Here is a 17,933-nt window from a genome sequence, read left to right on the forward strand (position 1 = left end):
TATGTATCAAGATCTGATCCGTAGTGAATTGAGTGAAGCCGCGGATACGCTGGCAAAGTTTTTAAGTCACGATGCAAATATTGAAGCGATTCAGAAAGCAGCGGTATTACTGGCTGATTCATTTAAAGCGGGTGGTAAGGTATTGTCCTGTGGTAATGGCGGTTCGCACTGTGATGCGATGCATTTCGCGGAAGAATTGACAGGCCGTTATCGCGAAAACCGTCCAGGCTATCCGGCGATTGCGATTTCTGATGTCAGCCATCTTTCCTGCGTCAGTAATGATTTTGGTTATGAATTCGTTTTTTCCCGTTATGTGGAAGCGGTCGGGCAAGCAGGGGATGTCTTGCTGGGTATCTCCACTTCCGGTAATTCCGGCAATATTATCAAAGCAGTTGAAGCTGCCCGTTTAAAAGGCATGAAAGTGATTACGCTGACAGGCAAAGATGGCGGTAAAATGGCAGGAACGGCGGATGTGGAAATTCGTGTGCCGCATTTTGGCTATGCAGATCGTATTCAGGAAATTCATATCAAAGTGATTCATATCCTGATTCAACTTATTGAAAAAGAGATGGTTAGAGCTTGATTTTACAGGCTACAGAGGTGGGCAATGTGTGAGTTACTTGGCATGAGTGCAAATGTGCCAACAGATATCTGCTTTAGTTTACGTGGTCTGATTCAGCGTGGCGGTCATACCGGACCCCATAAAGATGGTTGGGGGATCACTTTTTATGAGGGGCGGGGCTGTCGCACATTTAAAGATCATCAACCAGGTTACCATTCACCCGTTGCCCGTTTTGTACAAGAGTATCCGATTAAATCCAGAGTGGTGATCTCGCATATCCGGCAGGCTAATCGGGGTAATGTTGCGTTGGAAAATACCCACCCTTTTATCCGTGAGATGTGGGGGCGCAATTGGACCTATGCCCATAATGGGCAACTTAAGGGTTATCGGTGGCTTAAAACCGGTCAATATTGCCCAGTCGGGCAAACTGACAGTGAACATGCTTTTTGCTGGATTTTACATCAACTTTCACAAAAATATCCAAGGACGCCCTCTAACTGGCCTGCGGTTTTTCGTTTTATTGCCTCACTGGCGGATGAACTCAGGAAAAAGGGGGTATTCAATATGTTGCTGTCAGACGGGTGTTTTGTGATGGCATATTGTTCAACCAACCTTTATTGGATTACCCGTCGGGCACCGTTTGGAAAAGCAAAACTTCTCGATCAGGATGTTGAAATTGATTTCCAGCAGCACACTCAGCCAGATGATGTCGTTTCTGTCATTGTCACTCAGCCTTTAACCGGTAATGAGTCCTGGAACCGGATCGCGCCGGGTGATTATGCGCTATTTCATCTTGGTGAGCGCATATTGTGATTGATTCTGCAAAGGTGGCGATTTATAAGGTGTTGCGTTAACCGTATATTGACCATTAATAACGCTAATTGCTGCTGGTCGGTTATTTTTGACAAAATATTCATAGGCCGGTTGTAATTGCAACCAAAACAGATAATGGGAGGATGAGCGGTGGCGTAACATATTCTGCGGTGTCATTCTGAATGGGTAAATGCTGATATCAATTTCATACTGTCCGCGCAATAATGCATTTTCTGCATAATGGTAGATCTCATCCATGTAACCGTTAGTCATCGCGTAACAACCGACAGATTTACACTCGCCGTGGATCATTAAATGGTTGCCGGAATAGCCTCTGGATTTATCGTATTCATTTGGAAAACCGAGATTAATAGATCGGTAATACCGACTATTTGGATTGAGCTGACGGGTTTTCACACGATAAAAACCTTCTGGGCTTTTCAAATCACCTTCTGTGGTTTTGGGGCCGAGGCCACCAGAGTAATTGCAAATGGGGTAGCTTTTAGCCAGTTGGTAGTTTCCATGATTATTTTTAGTGTAAAGCTCCAGTATCCGCTCTTCTTTGAATATTTGGATAAAGAGGGGAGAGCCGGGTGGCGTGGGGGAGCTTGGCTTAAATTTAACTAAAGTATCCTGAGCGTAGACAGGTAGGAGTGAACTAAAAGACAACAATGTTATTACAGCAAATGTAGCAGTTTTTTTCATGTGACTACCGTATAGAGATGTCGTGGGCTAACCTGGAATTTAGCTTAAGATTGCCATGAGTGATCGACTTTGTGAATAAAAAATAATAACGATGGCTTTATCCTGCAAAGTGATCATGAGATCAAAAAATAATCAGCCGTCGGGAAAGGTGATACAATAGTTCGTTTTTTGCGATCTGTTAATGGTTTAGGGCCAAAGTTATTCCTGTTTGCTTGAACTAAATCACTTGATTAGTCCGACAGTCGAAGAAGGGAGATGTTAAAATTACCGCCCTGAGATTAAAAGAAAATCGTAACAATTATTGGAGAATTATAACCTGGGCACGATCCGTGACTTAAGGGGTTTTTTATAGAGTGGCTATGTTACCACCAGGTAATCTGTAGCATATGATTTAATTGATAAACTTGTGCAAATCTTATGATTAAAATTAAAAAAGGACTCGACCTCCCGATTGCAGGAGCGCCTGCTCAAGTGATAGAAGACGGTCCGACAATTCGCCATGTAGCACTGCTGGGTGATGAGTATGTTGGAATGCGTCCTTCTATGTTGGTTAAGGAAGGTGAGCATGTTAAGAAAGGCCAGATTCTTTTTGAAGATAAAAAGAATCCAGGGGTAGTTTTCACCAGTCCGGCCTGTGGGCAGGTAGTTGCGATCAATCGTGGTGAGCGACGTGTTTTTCAGTCAATCGTGATTGAAATAACGGGAGACGATCAGGTTGATTTTGACCGTTATGATCGTTGCCAACTTGTTCAGTTATCCCGGGAACAAGCAGAAAAGAATCTGATTGATTCCGGATTATGGACTGCACTGCGTACCCGCCCGTACAGTCAAAGCCCTGCTCCCGGTTCTTCGCCGAAAGCAATTTTTGTAACAGCAATGGATACCCAGCCCTTGGCTGCAAATCCACAGGTGGTTATCGCTACCGAAGAACAGGCTTTCGTTGATGGTCTGAATGTGCTGACCAGATTAACCGAAGGTAAAGTTCATGTTTGCCACGGTGCAGGAAGCTTGCCGAATGCCGGTAATAATGCACAAATCACTTATAATCAGTTCTCTGGTCCACATCCTGCAGGGCTTGCTGGAACTCACATCCACTTTATTGAACCCGTCAGCGCGACTAAAACGGTATGGTACTTGGGATATCAGGATGTGATTGCTATCGGTAAGTTATTCACTACCGGCACACTTTATACTGACCGTGTTATTGCATTGGCAGGTCCACAGGTTGAAAAACCGCGTCTTGTGCGTACCTGCCTGGGGGCAGACCTGCTTGAGTTGACTCAGGATCAATTGAAAGTGGGTGAAAACCGTATTATTTCAGGTTCTGTATTATGTGGTACCCAGTCAGATGAAGTTCGTCACTATCTCGGCCGTTTCCACACTTTAGTTTCTGTTTTACGTGAAGGCCGTGAAAAAGAGCTGTTTGGTTGGATCATGCCGGGTGCCGATAAGTTTTCTGTTACCCGTACCACTATTGGTCATTTCCTGAAAAATAAGCGTTTTGCTTTTTCAACCACAATGAATGGCGGTGAGCGCTCTATGGTGCCAATCGGTAACTACGAGCGTGTTATGCCTTTGGATATTATGGCAACGCATTTGCTGCGGGATCTGCTTGCAGGTGATACCGATAGTGCTCAGGCACTGGGTTGTCTGGAGTTGGATGAGGAAGACCTGGCACTTTGTACCTATGTCTGTCCCGGCAAATATGAATATGGTCCGGTATTGCGTGAAGTGCTGACTAAGATTGAGCAGGAAGGATGATCCATGGGCCTGAAAAACTTTTTTGAAAAAATTGAGCACCACTTTGAGCCCGGGGGAAAATTAGAAAAGTATTACCCGCTGTATGAAGCGGTAACGACGATTTTCTATACACCAGGTACAGTCACTTCTGGCCGTGCCCATGTCCGTGACGCTATCGATCTAAAACGTATGATGATCACGGTATGGCTGGCGGTATTCCCGGCAATGTTCTGGGGAATGTATAACGTTGGTCAACAGGCGATCCCTGCACTGTATCATTTATACAGTGGCGCAGAACTGCAACAGCTGCTGGCATCTGACTGGCACTATCGTGTTGCTCAGTTCTTTGGCGCATCACTGACACCAGATGCGGGTTGGGGCAGCAAAATGTTGCTTGGTGCAACCTACTTCTTACCTGTTTACGCTGTTGTATTCGCTGTTGGCGGCTTCTGGGAAGTCCTGTTTGCCGTTATCCGTAAACATGAAATTAACGAGGGATTCTTCGTTACCTCTATTCTGTTTGCGTTGATTGTTCCGCCAACGATTCCCCTGTGGCAGGCAGCGTTGGGTATTACATTCGGTGTTGTGATTGCGAAAGAGGTCTTCGGCGGTACCGGTCGTAATTTCCTGAACCCTGCACTGGCCGGCCGTGCATTTCTGTTCTTTGCTTATCCTGCACAGATTTCAGGTGACTTGGTATGGACGGCGGCTGATGGTTTCTCCGGTGCGACTCCGTTGTCTCAGTGGGCTGCCGGTGGTAGTCAGGGATTAGTCAATACAGTTACCGGTCAGCCTGTTACCTGGATGGATGCTTTTATTGGCAATCTTCCGGGTTCTATTGGTGAAGTCTCTACGCTGATGATTTTCATTGGCGGTGCGATCATTCTGTTTACCCGCATTGCTGCATGGCGCATTGTCGCTGGTGTCATGTTGGGTATGATGGCAACCTCCTACTTGTTTAATGCTATCGGTTCAGACACTAACCCGCTGTTTGCTATGCCGTGGTACTGGCACATGGTTCTGGGTGGTTTCGCTTTTGGTATGATTTTTATGGCAACAGATCCGGTATCCGCCTCATTTACTGATAAAGGTAAATGGTGGTACGGCATTCTGATCGGTGTGATGTGTGTTCTGATCAGGGTCGTTAACCCGGCATACCCGGAAGGCATGATGCTGGCGATTCTGTTCGCCAACCTGTTTGCGCCATTGTTTGATTATCTGGTAGTACAGGCCAATATTAAGCGGAGAAAAGCCCGTGGCTAATGATAAACCAAAAAATAATGACAGCATCGGCAGAACGTTTATCGTTGTTTTTGTGCTATGTCTCGTTTGTTCAATTGTTGTAGCAGGTTCTGCGGTAGGGCTGAAATCTCAGCAACAGGAACAAAAACTGCTGGATAAACAGCGTAACATTCTCGATGTCGCCGGGTTATTAACCCCTAAAATGAGTGTTGATGAGCTTAAAGAAACGTTCAAAAGCCGTATTAAAACTGAACTACTGAATCTGGATACGGCAACGCTTGAAAAGAATCATAGCAAGTTTAACCTGAATGATGCGTTGCGTAGTGATGATACCAGTATCGCATTACCTCCTGAGAAGGATCTGGCGAAAATCCGCCGTCGCGCCAATATGGCGGAGATCTATCTGGTGAAGGATGAACAGGGTAAAACCAGTGAAATCGTTCTGCCGGTTTATGGTTCTGGTCTGTGGTCTGTTATGTATGCCTTTATCTCTGTTGATGTGGATGGCAAAACTGCCCGCGGGATTACCTATTATTCACATGGAGAAACCCCGGGGTTGGGGGGTGAGGTCGATAATCCACAATGGCGTAAAAAGTGGATAGGTAAAAAACTGTATAACGATGAAGGCCATCCGGCGATCAAAATTGTCCGTGGCGGTGCTGCTGCTGATAATCCTTATGGTGTTGATGGCCTATCCGGTGCGACTCTGACCTCTGCTGGTGTGCAGAATATGTTTAATTTCTGGTTAGGGGATAACGGTTTTGGTCCGTTCCTGAAAAAAGTACGCGAAGGAGCGTTGAAAGATGGCTGATAGTAAAGAAATAAAACGCGTCCTTCTCGGACCACTATTGGATAACAACCCGATTGCATTGCAGGTTCTGGGGATCTGTTCCGCGCTGGCGGTAACAACCAAACTGGAAACTGCGTTGGTGATGACAATCGCCGTGACGTTGGTTACCGCATTTTCCAGCTTTTTTATCTCATTGATCCGTCATTACATCCCCGGTAGTGTACGAATCATTGTCCAGATGGCGATTATTGCATCATTGGTTATCGTGGTAGATCAGATTTTACAGGCTTATGCTTATGAAATTTCCAAGCAGTTGTCTGTATTTGTTGGTCTTATCATTACTAACTGTATCGTGATGGGGCGTGCAGAAGCTTATGCTATGAAGTCTCCACCTATTGAGAGCTTTATGGATGGTATCGGTAATGGCTTGGGGTATGGCGTTATTCTGGTACTGGTTGGTTTTCTGCGTGAGTTGTTTGGCTCCGGCAAATTGTTCGGTATTACCGTGATGGAATCCGTACAGAATGGTGGCTGGTATCAGCCTAATGGCTTGTTCCTGTTAGCACCTAGCGCGTTTTTCATTATTGGTATGCTGATTTGGGGTCTGAGGACTTTGAAACCGGCGCAGGCTGAGAAGGAGTAACTGACAACATGGAACACTTTATAAGCCTGTTTGTCCGTGCCGTTTTTATTGAGAATATGGCGTTGGCTTTCTTCCTCGGTATGTGCACTTTTTTGGCCGTATCGAAAAATGTCACGACAGCATTTGGTTTAGGCATTGCAGTAACGGTAGTTCTCGGGATCTCTGTTCCTGCCAATAACCTCGTTTATAACTTTGTCTTGCGTGACGGTGCATTGGTTGAAGGGGTTGATCTCAGCTTCCTGAACTTTATTACGTTTATTGGCGTGATTGCTGCATTAGTGCAGATTCTTGAAATGATCCTTGATCGTTATTTCCCTTCACTCTATAACGCGCTCGGCATCTTTTTGCCACTGATTACGGTTAACTGTGCGATTTTTGGTGGTGTTTCTTTCATGGCGCAGCGTGACTATAACTTTTCTGAATCCATCGTGTATGGCTTTGGTTCAGGTATAGGCTGGATGCTGGCAATTGTTTTGCTAGCTTCTATCCGTGAAAAAATGAAATATGCTGATGTTCCGGCAGGTCTGAAAGGATTGGGGATCACCTTTGTCACCACGGGTTTGATGGCATTGGGTTTTATGTCCTTCTCTGGTGTGCAGTTATAAAGGCGAGAAGCGTTCATGGATATAATAATTTTAGGCGTAGTGATGTTTACCCTGATTGTGTTGGTACTAACGGCCCTGATTTTGTTCGCAAAATCAAAGTTAGTTAACACCGGGAATATTAAAGTTGAAGTTAACGGTGATCCGGAAAAGAGCTTTACCGCTCCTGCCGGTGATAAGTTGCTGAATATGTTATCAAGCCAGGGCATTTTTGTCTCTTCTGCCTGTGGTGGCGGTGGCTCTTGTGGTCAGTGCCGTGTAAAGATTAAAGATGGTGGTGGTGATATTCTGCCAACAGAGCTTTCCCACATTAGTAAGCGTGAAGCGAAAGAGGGTTGCCGTCTGGCTTGTCAGGTTAATGTAAAACAGGACCTGAAAATCAAATTACCGGAAGAGATATTTGGTGTTAAGAAATGGGAGTGCGAAGTTATCTCCAACGATAACAAGGCCACTTTCATCAAAGAGCTAAAACTGAAAATCCCTGATGGGGAAGTCGTGCCTTTCCGTGCTGGTGGCTATATTCAGATTGAGGCTCAACCACATACGGCTCGCTACGCAGATTATGACGTGCCGGAAGAGTACCGCGAAGACTGGGATAAATTTAACTTGTTCCGTTTTGTCTCTGAGGTGAAAGAACCGACGATTCGTGCTTACTCCATGGCAAACTACCCAGAAGAACACGGCATTATCATGCTTAACGTTCGGATTGCGACGCCGCCGCCAAGGGATTCGGAAGCGCCGCCGGGAATGATGTCTTCTTATATCTGGTCACTGAAATCCGGTGATAAAGTGACTATTTCTGGTCCATTCGGTGAATTTTTCGCAAAAGAGACTGATGCGGAAATGATTTTCATCGGTGGTGGTGCGGGTATGGCACCCATGCGTTCTCATATTTTTGATCAGCTTAATCGATTGAATTCAAAACGTAAGATCAGCTTTTGGTATGGCGCTCGTTCTAAACGTGAAATGTTCTATACTGAGGATTTCGATCAGCTGGCGGCTGAAAATGAAAACTTTACCTGGAATGTGGCTCTATCTGATGCATTGCCTGAAGACGACTGGGATGGTTACACCGGCTTTATCCACAATGTTTTGTTTGAAAACTATTTGAAGGACCATCCGGCTCCTGAAGATTGCGAATTCTACATGTGTGGACCTCCGGTAATGAATGCCGCAGTGATCAAGATGTTAAAAGATCTTGGTGTTGAGGATGAAAACATCATGCTGGATGATTTCGGTGGCTGATAGGCCATAAACGGTTTGATTTAATGCTGGCGCCCACAATTTGTGGGCGCTGGTGGTTCAGAAAGGGTAATGAATTGTGTGTAAAAAGATAAGTAGTTGGATAGTGTTAATGTTTGTAGTACTGTTGTTGGCTGCATGTGATGGCCAGGAGCAGCAAAATATTCATGGGCAAACGATGGGGACTTATTACTCCATTAAATTTGTCACTGGCTCGTCGGCTCCCTCGCCAGAAATTTTGCAAAAAGAGATTGATCGTCTGCTGGAAGAGGTTAACGACCAGATGTCAACTTATCGCCCTGATTCTGAATTGAGTCGTTTTAATCAAAGTCGTGAAATTAATAAGCCATTCCCTGTATCGCCGGCGACAGCAAAAGTGGTCAAAGAGGCGATCCATATTAATAGATTAACGGATGGTGCATTGGATATAACGGTGGGGCCGTTGGTTAATTTATGGGGTTTTGGCCCTGAAGGCCGTGTGACGAAAACGCCTTCTGAAAGTGAACTGGAAAAACGTCGAGAATTGACGGGGATTGAGAAACTGGCGGTGGAAGGCAATAATCTGATTAAAACAGTGCCGGAGCTGTATGTCGATTTGTCATCTATTGCTAAAGGTTATGGTGTAGATGTTGTTGCTGAATATCTGGAATCGCAGAATATCAACGATTATATGGTTGATATTGGTGGTGAAGTTCGTACATCAGGCCATAATGGTAAAGATCTGCCATGGCGGATTGCGATTGAAAAGCCTTCTGATACCGGAATGGAACAAAGTGCTCAGGAAGTGATAACACCTGGAAATATGTCGATTGCCACTTCTGGCGATTACCGTAACTATTTTGAACAAGATGGTGTGCGCTATTCACACACGATTGATCCAAAAACAGGTGCTCCTATTTCGCATAATCTGGTCTCTATTACTGTAGTTGCGCCAGTTTGCATGAGTGCTGATGGGCTTTCTACCGGGTTAAATGTGTTAGGGCCGGAAAAAGGATTGAAAGTTGCAGAAAGCTTGAATATCCCGGTTTTTATGGTTGTAAAAACAAAAAATGGTTTTGAAGAGCGTTACAGTAAAGCCTTTGAGCCATACTTACAGAAAAATCAATGAGAGGAGGAGAAGGGCGTGTTGACCGTATTTATTGCAACTTTCATCTTTTTCCTGCTGGTTTTTGCGGGAATGTCACTAGGCTACATGATTAAACGTAAGAGCATACAAGGAAGCTGTGGTGGTTTAAGCAGCATTGGGGTAGAGAAAGTGTGTGATTGCCCAGAACCTTGTGATACTCGTAGGAAACGAATGGCGCGTGAAGCGGCTCGGCAGGTTCATTTAGAGAAGCATCGGATTATCTGAGTTTAACAAATCGGCAGAATTCTCCTTCCTGAATGCTAATTGAGAGCAGAGCGAACTTTTAGTATTTGGGGGAGATGGATATAAAAAGTGGATTGAATGGGTATTTAAGCGTTAGCAAGGCACGAAAATGATTTGAAAAGTAGCGACATGTTACATCACATCTACCCTTTTTATCATTTCTATTGCAACAGTCATAGGCATGAACAGTTTACTCTTTATCTGAGGAAACTCCTCAAATCCTACATTCATATACAGTTTTTTGGCTATGTCGTTCTTAGCATCGACGATAATCATCGGGGTGGGAATAGATTTTGACGACTCCATAGCTTTTCGAATTGCATCTAGAAGTAAGATTTCACCAAATCCTTGGCGTTGAAATGACTTACTTATAGCCAGGCGACCAATAAGTGCGCAATGTAGTGTTGAAGGGTACTTTTTCGATATTTTTTCTGGTAGTTCGTCTAGTTCTACCGTGCATAGTGCTAGGGAATAGTATCCCTTTATTTGAGATCCATTTTGGCTCCTTTTAAGGACGAATGTTCTTGATAAGTCCTTGTTTAGCTGAGCTGACAGCGATCAAGAATGGATGTTAGATCAAATTTGGTCTAGTGCATTTAAATGTGACCGATTAAAACAGTGTAAAGCAAGTTTAATCGGGTATGTACAAGCTCTTTTTTATTTACCCTCACTCAGCCTTTAAAGACTAAAAACACAAGCATTATTACGTTTACTCTGTATCGGCTTACTTGCTAAACTCTTAGAAATATGTAAGTGAATTTCAGGCAAGCAAAAGATAGGAATACCAACGTGGCAAGCGCAGAGCAACTCAAGGCACTTATCAAATCGTACATCAGTCGCGATGATAGCCATTTTTATTCAGTTGCTATGCAAGTTGCTGCGCACGAAGCCAAACAAGGACACGGTAGATTGGCTGAGGACCTGCTAAATTTACTGGACAAAGCGAAAGCAAAACTCGCTAATGATAAAGTCGGTAAATTAGTTCCATTAGCAAGTGCCGCTAAAAATCGTACTGATCTTGGTAACTTACTTAGTGTAAGCCACCCCGCTTATCGCTTATCTGACGTAGTACTGGATGAATTTACCAATATACAGCTTCAAAGATTGATAAGAGAACAACGGATGATGTCTCGCATCAAAGAGCATGGGTTGTCACCCAGACGAAAAGTACTGCTTGTTGGCCCACCGGGAACAGGAAAAACTATGACTGCATCAGCTCTCGCTGGTGAGTTAGGTATTCCCTTGTTCCAAGTTCGTTTTGATGCCTTAATTACAAAATTCATGGGAGAAACAGCGTCTAAACTTCGGCAAGTGTTTGATGCAATCGCTGATATTCGCGGCGTTTATTTCTTTGATGAATTTGATGTTATTGGTTCCCAGCGTAGTCTTGCAAACGATGTTGGTGAAATTCGTCGAGTATTGAACAGTTTTCTTCAAATGATTGAGCAAGACACTTCAAATAGCATAATCATTGCTGCAACAAATCATCCTGAAATATTGGATTATGCACTGTTCAGACGTTTTGATGATGTCATCGAATATCACTTACCTACTTTAGAACAAGCCTTGAACTTGATTAAGTCTCGTTTAGGCTCTTTTACACCTAAGCCTTTCTGTAAAAATGGATTAGAAAAGCATGTACTAGGTTTAAGTTATGCTGAAATTTGCAGAGCGGTAGATGAATCGATAAAAGATGCAATTATGAGCGACCGTACTCAAGTTGCTCTCGTTCTTCTAAAGCAAGCTTTAGAAGAACGACGTTTAATCAGTAGTAGGCTATCAATTAACGAAAAAAATAAATTAAACTATGACGGAAACAAAGCGTGATAAAAGGCTACATCTAACTCTCCCAAAAACATCTACTTCCCAACTATATACAGCTCACTCTACTGGCGGAGGTTCATCACAAGATCTTCCTGAGCGGGAGCGTAGAGAGCACGGGCAAGCTCTAAATGCACAATTACAGCAGTTAAAAGCCATTGCAGCCAAATCGCGAGATCAGCAAGCCCGGTTAGACCTCAGAAGTGGTATTGGCTTACAGGTTGAGTTTGTTGGTCAGCCCGACGTAGCCCTTGAATTTGGAAGCCTTAGCAGCGAAAAAGGCCGGAACAAAGCCAGGCATATTGAAGTACTTAGCATTCATGAAGAAGGGGCGGTTACCTCTGCCAATGTATTTATTCCTGACGGTAAAATTGAGCACTTCGAAAATTATATTCAGGATTATTTGAAAGAAAAGCGCCGAGCCGATGGTCAAGCTGCTGATCACAAAGCGCTAATAAATACTATTTCTTCGATACGGCTTGCCGGAATAAAGTCATTATGGACCGATGATCTTGATCTTCTTCCTACAGACTTAAATGAAGAGTTTTGGTGGGAGGTTTGGCTTCCAGTCAGAGGCAACAGAGATGCCGTTATTGCAGATTTTCGTAAGTTAAGCCATCTCGCTGAATGTCGTGTTAGTGAACATCAAGTTCATTTTCCTGAACGAATCATTACATGGATGTTTTGCTCTCAAAGACAATTTTCCCGTGCAGAATTGATTCTAAACTGCGTAGCAGAATTAAGACGAGCAAAAGACACCGCAGAATTCTTTGTCGGTTCTTCAATCACAGAGCAACGGCTTTGGTCTGATGATGCACTTGAACGACTACAAGCTCCATCGGAAGACGATGATAATGTACCTTATGTTTGTTTGCTCGATTCAGGAGTAAACCGAGGGCATCCAATGCTTGCCCCTGTATTACATCAGCAGGATGTGCATACGGTTAATGACGCTTGGGGTCTAAATGATATGGCTAATCACGGTACGGGTTTAGCCGGTATTGCTGTTTATGGCGACCTGTTTGAAACATTAACATCCGATACCACAATCGATATTCGTCATCGCCTTGAGTCAGTAAAACTCACGCCAAGTCAGGGCGCTAACGCAGGAGATGAGAAACAGCATGCTTACTTGTTTAGCGCCGCTGTAGCCCGCCCCGAAATTTTATTTGGTCAACGAAGACGCGTCTTCAGTTCTGCCGTTACTGCTATTGACTATCGTGATTTTGGTCGTCCTTCCGCTTGGTCATCCATGGTAGATTCCCTTGCTGCTGATGCTCTGTCAGGTAACGCATTCCCTCGTCTTTTTGTGCTCTCGGCTGGAAATATATGCGATAGAGATCACTGGGCAACATATCCTGACAGCCTTTCGTTAAACCAAATCCATGACCCGGGGCAAGCCTGGAATGCAATTACTGTAGGTGCATTTACAAATAAAATAGACATCAGCGAAGATGATGTTGATGACTTTTCGCCTGTCGCCGGCCAAGGAGCATTAAGCCCTTTTACAACGACATCCATTCAATGGGACAAGGTTTGGCCGTACAAACCAGACGTCGTATTCGAAGGCGGAAATGCAGCATCAAACACAGAAATTGTTGATAACTTTGCAAGCTTAGAGTTACTAACCACAAGCGCCTCTCCACAATATCGCCTTTTTTGGACAACAAACGCGACTAGCGCGGCTTCTGCCCTTTGCGCCCGTATGGCAGCGCAATTGATGGCTCAATATCCTTCCCTACGCCCGGAAACAATTCGTGCGCTGATTACTCATTCTGCGCAATGGACACCAGCGATGTTGGAGATGTACCCAGCACGCACAAAAAAAGGCTATACATCGCTTGTCCGCCACTGTGGCTGGGGTGCACCCAATATTGAAAGAGCACTGTGGAGCGTAAAAAACAGCTTAACGCTTATTGTAGAAGACAGCCTGCAACCCTATCGAAAAACTAACAAGGGAATTAAAACGCGCGACCTAAACTTACATACTTTGCCTTGGCCGCAAGAGCAACTACAGGTGTTGCAAAATACAGAGGTTGAAATGCGTGTCACGCTCTCTTACTTCATTGAACCAAATCCATCAGAACGAGGGGGAGCTTCGAAGTATCATTATCCATCACATCGCCTTCGGTTTGCTGTGAAACGACAAACGGAGTCGTTAGACGAATTTACCACCAGAATCAATGCGGCTGTCGATTCTGATGATAATGATCATGGTGCTACAGGCAACGATGATAATTGGTTATTGGGAGCAACACAGAGACACAAAGGCTCATTACATCAAGATATTTGGCGAGGAACCGCAGCAGAACTGGCTAACTGTGGGTATCTGGCGGTCTATCCTGCTCAGGGGTGGTGGAGAACGAGACGTGTGCTTGAGCGTTATGATTCCGTGGCAAATTATAGCCTTATCATTTCTATCCATGCACCGCAAACAGATATAGACCTATATGCAATTATACAAAATATGGTCGAGAGTAAAATACAGAACTCTATCGAGATATCAACTTAATTTATTGATTTTTATATAATAACTTAATGCACCCAGACCGCTGACAAATCCTATTATTTTGAATGGGGTTTGTTTTTTCATTATAAAAAATGCTGTGTCCATTTTTCCCCATTAAGCCGGGCCCATGCGCCATTTTGGCCTCTGTTACACTGGATATCACATCCATCCACAGATAAAAATAACACAGCGCCAATGTCAGTATAACATCGACGTTTTTATCCGATTTAAAAAATCTTTAATCACTGTTTTTGTCTTTGATGATTAAAGTTTTTACCTGTTTTTTCGTGATACACTTGCCTTTTTTCCAGATTTTAAAATCACACGTGCTGACAAAATACTGGTTTTTTATTTGGCATTTAATTTTTTTCCCTATTTCATTGCTAAGAATGAAATTGTGTTTTATGAAAATTAAAATCCGCCATTATCCGTAAAATATTTTCAATAACGCCTTATGCTATAAGTATCTAAAAAAACTCCTTTATAAGTATTATCGGTTTAAAATTCACTATTAAAATTGGTTGAATGGGAGGCATTTTACAACGACTACAGACCACATGGTGGTTTGAAAAGTAAAATGCCTTATGAGACTCTTATTGAAAAAATAAGAGCTTAAAAATATTCTGTCAGGTGAAATTAGGAATCTCACATTCGAGATATTCGCTTATCTTTGATTTCAGATTTAGCGCCTTTGATCAAAGTAGGTAGTATATCTATATTCTGCTGACTTATTTGTTGCTCAATATGCTGCACTACATAGGCGGCATCCTGATCAATCCCCAGAAAACGTCCAGAACCCCATGTATATAACCACGGCAAACCAATAAATGTGACATTCGTATCGAGGGTAATACCTCGGTCATGTTTTGGATAACCATTGGCTTGAAAAATATCTAAATCAAGCCATGAATAATCTGGTCTAAAACCAATACACCAAATCACGGCAGTAATATTTTCTTTTGCTAAATCAATGTGTGTGATTTCCTGCTCAGGCTGCCAAACAGGTTGATACACCGATGCAGGTTCATCGGTTGCAATACTGTTTTTCTCTAAATACTCATCAATAGAGGCATTAATGCGATTATAAGTGTCATCGGCACGGTCCAGGTTTTCTGATAAATTTGGACTAAACCAGAATTGACCTTCTTTAAAGTCATCAAAATGTCCGAACAGTTGCATACCTTCTAAGGCAAATTTACGCAGGTCAATATCACGCCCGCCGTCACGCCCTGTGACATAGTGGTTGGTGCTGTTACGTACTTCTTCACTATAACGATGATTGTTGACAGTCGTTTCGTAATAACCCATATCAAACAGCCATTTCACCACATCTTTACCGCGATAGAATCGCGCACAACGTGGTGCATTGCCTGTCGATAAATAGACTTTTTTGCCTGCCAGATGTAAATCTTCGGCAATTTGTGCACCGGACTGCCCTGATCCAACCACCAACACCGCTCCTTCAGGCAGTTGATCTGCATTTAAATACTCTTCCGAATGCATCACTTTCACATGCTTAGGCAAGGCATTGCTTAGTTTTGGATAAATCGGAGTGTGATACCCACCTGCTGCGACGACAAGCTGTTTGGCTGTAGTGGTACCGTGATTGGTTTTAATGACAAACTCATGTGCTGCCACTTTTTTTACATGTTCTACCTGAATATTTAAAATGGCGGGAGGGTTAATTTTTTCAATAAATTCGTCAAGATACTCCACAATCTCAGGCTTCGTCATAAAGCCGTCAGGATCTTTTCCCTGATAAGGATGTTCAGGTAATAGACACTGCCAGTTCGGTGTCACCAAGGTAAAATTATCCCAACGTTTACGGCGCCAGCTATGGGTTAACTCGGATTCTTTTTCCAATACCACATGGTCAATGCCTGCTTTTTGCAAATAATGGCTGATAGATAAACCTGCCTGACCACCACCAATAATCACCACATCATAATGTGGCTGTAACATTTGATTTTGGATATTTAACATGGAACATCCCTCTCATTGATTCGTCATTTCAATAACTTCAATTTGATCTTCCGGGCTTGGCCCGAAGAATTTGGCTTGGCGTTTGATCATTGCCAGAGTATCCATGGCCGAACTACAGACAAAGCCATAACGTGCCTGTACCCTTTCCGATGCGGCATTCAGGCCATTTTCAACCTGATGTAAGAACTGCGTACTTGGGTAACGTTGACCAATGGACAGATATTCATAAATCACCGTTGAGGGTGAGTAATATTGAATCAGCTCCCCATCAGGCCATTTCACGGTAAAATTCACACTGGGCATAACATCGACTCCTGCTGATTTTTAGCCTCAATCTGTATGGATTGAGTCTGTAACTTTGTTAAAACGTCGGCATAACAAAAACCGGTAAACATTCGGTTGTTAAAATCCCAAAATATGTCGTATTGCTGTTGCTGCTGCACGGCAACCTCACCACTGACATTGGTTTCACCAATCACCGCGCAGGCAATGTTCTGGCAGTGAAACAGCTCGATAATTTCTTCACATTCATTTGCATCGGCAGTCAGTAAAAAACCAAAACTGGGGAAAATTTGTAGCCATTTAAACCAGTCCACATCGTCAGGTTTAGGAATGGCATCTAAGTTGATATGTGCCCCCGATGCCGTAGCTTCGAGCAGCATCAACAAACTGCCTAAAATGCCGGCATTGCTAATATCACGGGCGGCATGAACCCGATTTGCCTCTGCCAATTGCGGCAATAAGGCAATTTGTGACTGTAAAATGTGGTCAGGCACCCGTTCAAAGCATTTCCAATAAGTGGTATTGGCGTGGAATTGCCCTTGCAAATTTAACGCGATCAGAATTTTTTGTTGTGGTTTGACATGCAACACCGAGAGTAGTTTTCGCGCTATGCCTTGAATCGCAACAGATAAAGTGGGCTGATAAACGACGGCAAGATTGGTATGCCCACCGACCAATGGCACATCATAAGCACGACAAGCATCCTGCATACCTTGCATTAACAACTGGGCATGTTCGCTACTGGTATGCCAAAAACTATTTACTACGGACAATGCCCGACCACCCATGGCTGCAATATCACTGATGTTCGCCATTACCGCTGACCATCCGGCAAAATAAGGGTGATTGGTCACAAAACTGGGTAGCATGCCTTCACAGGCGTGCAATACATATTGACCATTTAGCGGCAGTGCCGCCGTGTCATCTCCGGGATAGGCATATAAGCTATCCAATGAATCCACATGGCAAGTTGTATTGACTGAAACCGTGTGAGCAATCGCCTGCTTGGATTGCATAGCGGGTGTCTGTTTTAACATTTCGAGTAGTTGATTGAGCTCCATCATTGCGTCTCCTTCTGCATATAGGCTTGCAGCGGGATATGCTGTAAAGGATAGTTTTCAATCCGTGCCTGCATCAACACATGTGGAATATTGGCAACGGTCAACTGATGCAAACTATCCCAACATAACCTTTTGAAATAGCGTTCATTTTGACTTTGCACAGTGGCTAAAAAAGTACGGCATCCCAAGTTCTTGGCGGTTGATACCGCAGTATTGATTAATGCTTTACCAATGATATGGCGACGTCGATATAAAGGCTCTACGCATAAACGCCCGCCATACCATGTCTGTTCGCCATCAGGGAAAATCCGCACTGCACCAATCACCCGGTCATGCTCACCAAACATTTTCCCAATGGCAACAATGCCTAATGCTTCAACATCGTGCTCGTCACGATCTTCTTGCAAGATTTTTTGTTCATCGCGAAAGGTTACTTCACGCAAACGATAATATTGGCGACGCTCCCAATCTTCCGACACAATTTTGATGGCAATGTCATCGCTAACAAATGGTTTCAGCCCGTCATTTAGCTCAAGCAGCCAACGATAGTGAGAAAGTTCCATATCACA

18 protein-coding genes are annotated in these 17,933 nt (G+C 43.8%); 12 read left to right on the forward strand and 6 right to left on the reverse strand.

Annotation, left to right across the window (positions count from 1 at the left end):
- The first annotated feature begins 1 nt into the window (after position 1).
- On the forward strand, positions 2 to 583 hold the full coding sequence (lpcA, locus tag C5470_RS17500) for a D-sedoheptulose 7-phosphate isomerase (RefSeq protein WP_132355687.1): 582 nt from the start codon (positions 2 to 4) through the stop codon (positions 581 to 583).
- Between the two features lie 24 nt (positions 584 to 607).
- Entirely contained in the window at positions 608 to 1,375 is a 768-nt protein-coding gene (locus C5470_RS17505) for a class II glutamine amidotransferase (RefSeq protein WP_166290968.1), read from the forward strand.
- Here the strand turns inward: C5470_RS17505 and C5470_RS17510 are convergent.
- Complete coding sequence (locus C5470_RS17510; protein ID WP_036850029.1) at positions 1,346 to 2,080, reverse strand: L,D-transpeptidase family protein; 735 nt, start codon at positions 2,078 to 2,080, stop codon at positions 1,346 to 1,348. The two genes, C5470_RS17505 and C5470_RS17510, sit on opposite strands and share 30 nt — an antisense overlap.
- Positions 2,081 to 2,497: 417 nt before the next feature.
- Here C5470_RS17510 and C5470_RS17515 point away from each other — a divergent pair, with 417 nt between their 5' ends.
- The 8 genes from C5470_RS17515 to nqrM all read left to right on the forward strand — a co-directional run bounded on the left by C5470_RS17515 (position 2,498) and on the right by nqrM (position 9,690).
- The gene (locus C5470_RS17515) at positions 2,498 to 3,841 is read left to right on the forward strand and encodes a Na(+)-translocating NADH-quinone reductase subunit A (RefSeq protein WP_166290970.1); all 1,344 of its coding nucleotides are present in this window, start codon (positions 2,498 to 2,500) and stop codon (positions 3,839 to 3,841) included.
- A gap of 3 nt (positions 3,842 to 3,844) precedes the next feature.
- Positions 3,845 to 5,083, forward strand: coding sequence for an NADH:ubiquinone reductase (Na(+)-transporting) subunit B (locus C5470_RS17520; protein ID WP_166290972.1), 1,239 nt, complete (start codon positions 3,845 to 3,847; stop codon positions 5,081 to 5,083).
- Positions 5,076 to 5,873 (forward strand): Na(+)-translocating NADH-quinone reductase subunit C, encoded by a 798-nt coding sequence (locus C5470_RS17525; RefSeq protein WP_162524248.1) that lies wholly within the window; start codon positions 5,076 to 5,078, stop codon positions 5,871 to 5,873. The genes C5470_RS17520 and C5470_RS17525 overlap by 8 nt, the downstream gene beginning before the upstream one ends.
- Positions 5,866 to 6,495 (forward strand): NADH:ubiquinone reductase (Na(+)-transporting) subunit D, encoded by a 630-nt coding sequence (locus C5470_RS17530; RefSeq protein ID WP_021322988.1) that lies wholly within the window; start codon positions 5,866 to 5,868, stop codon positions 6,493 to 6,495. Before C5470_RS17525 ends, C5470_RS17530 begins: the two co-directional genes overlap by 8 nt.
- An 8-nt stretch (positions 6,496 to 6,503) precedes the next feature.
- Positions 6,504 to 7,100 (forward strand): NADH:ubiquinone reductase (Na(+)-transporting) subunit E, encoded by a 597-nt coding sequence (gene nqrE / locus C5470_RS17535; RefSeq protein ID WP_021322987.1) that lies wholly within the window; start codon positions 6,504 to 6,506, stop codon positions 7,098 to 7,100.
- 15 nt (positions 7,101 to 7,115) lie between these two features.
- A complete protein-coding gene (gene nqrF, locus C5470_RS17540) occupies positions 7,116 to 8,342 on the forward strand; it encodes an NADH:ubiquinone reductase (Na(+)-transporting) subunit F (protein ID WP_036850041.1) in 1,227 nt (408 codons plus the stop codon).
- A gap of 109 nt (positions 8,343 to 8,451) precedes the next feature.
- Complete coding sequence (locus tag C5470_RS17545) at positions 8,452 to 9,447, forward strand: FAD:protein FMN transferase (protein WP_207627036.1); 996 nt, start codon at positions 8,452 to 8,454, stop codon at positions 9,445 to 9,447.
- Between the two features lie 15 nt (positions 9,448 to 9,462).
- Positions 9,463 to 9,690 carry a (Na+)-NQR maturation NqrM gene (nqrM, locus tag C5470_RS17550; RefSeq protein ID WP_036850047.1) on the forward strand — a complete coding sequence of 76 codons (228 nt, stop codon included), beginning with the start codon at positions 9,463 to 9,465 and terminating at the stop codon, positions 9,688 to 9,690.
- 150 nt (positions 9,691 to 9,840) lie between these two features.
- Here the strand turns inward: nqrM and C5470_RS23285 are convergent, their stop codons facing one another.
- The gene (locus tag C5470_RS23285) at positions 9,841 to 10,263 is read right to left on the reverse strand and encodes a GNAT family N-acetyltransferase (RefSeq protein ID WP_083335212.1); all 423 of its coding nucleotides are present in this window, start codon (positions 10,261 to 10,263) and stop codon (positions 9,841 to 9,843) included.
- Between the two features lie 234 nt (positions 10,264 to 10,497).
- On the opposite strand from C5470_RS23285, the gene C5470_RS22935 reads away from it, so the two are divergent.
- Positions 10,498 to 11,535, forward strand: a complete 1,038-nt coding sequence (locus C5470_RS22935) for an AAA family ATPase (RefSeq protein ID WP_166290974.1) — start codon at positions 10,498 to 10,500, stop codon at positions 11,533 to 11,535.
- Complete coding sequence (locus tag C5470_RS17565) at positions 11,516 to 14,041, forward strand: S8 family peptidase (protein ID WP_036850053.1); 2,526 nt, start codon at positions 11,516 to 11,518, stop codon at positions 14,039 to 14,041. Before C5470_RS22935 ends, C5470_RS17565 begins: the two co-directional genes overlap by 20 nt.
- 642 nt (positions 14,042 to 14,683) lie before the next feature.
- Here the strand turns inward: C5470_RS17565 and C5470_RS17570 are convergent.
- From C5470_RS17570 to C5470_RS17585, 4 genes are read right to left on the reverse strand one after another with little or no spacing between them, the layout of a single operon-like run.
- A complete protein-coding gene (locus tag C5470_RS17570) occupies positions 14,684 to 16,021 on the reverse strand; it encodes an MSMEG_0569 family flavin-dependent oxidoreductase (RefSeq protein ID WP_166290976.1) in 1,338 nt (445 codons plus the stop codon).
- A gap of 12 nt (positions 16,022 to 16,033) precedes the next feature.
- Positions 16,034 to 16,324: an MSMEG_0570 family nitrogen starvation response protein gene (locus tag C5470_RS17575; protein ID WP_036850058.1), complete on the reverse strand. Its 291-nt coding sequence runs from the start codon at positions 16,322 to 16,324 to the stop codon at positions 16,034 to 16,036.
- Positions 16,312 to 17,367 carry a sll0787 family AIR synthase-like protein gene (locus C5470_RS17580; protein WP_152963923.1) on the reverse strand — a complete coding sequence of 352 codons (1,056 nt, stop codon included), beginning with the start codon at positions 17,365 to 17,367 and terminating at the stop codon, positions 16,312 to 16,314. The genes C5470_RS17575 and C5470_RS17580 overlap by 13 nt, the downstream gene beginning before the upstream one ends.
- Positions 17,364 to 17,927: an MSMEG_0567/Sll0786 family nitrogen starvation N-acetyltransferase gene (locus C5470_RS17585; protein ID WP_036850063.1), complete on the reverse strand. Its 564-nt coding sequence runs from the start codon at positions 17,925 to 17,927 to the stop codon at positions 17,364 to 17,366. Before C5470_RS17585 ends, C5470_RS17580 begins: the two co-directional genes overlap by 4 nt.
- Positions 17,928 to 17,933 lie beyond the last annotated feature (6 nt).

The organism is Photorhabdus stackebrandtii (genome assembly GCF_011189495.1).
In the GTDB taxonomy this organism is placed as follows: Bacteria; Pseudomonadota; Gammaproteobacteria; order Enterobacterales; family Enterobacteriaceae; genus Photorhabdus; species Photorhabdus khanii.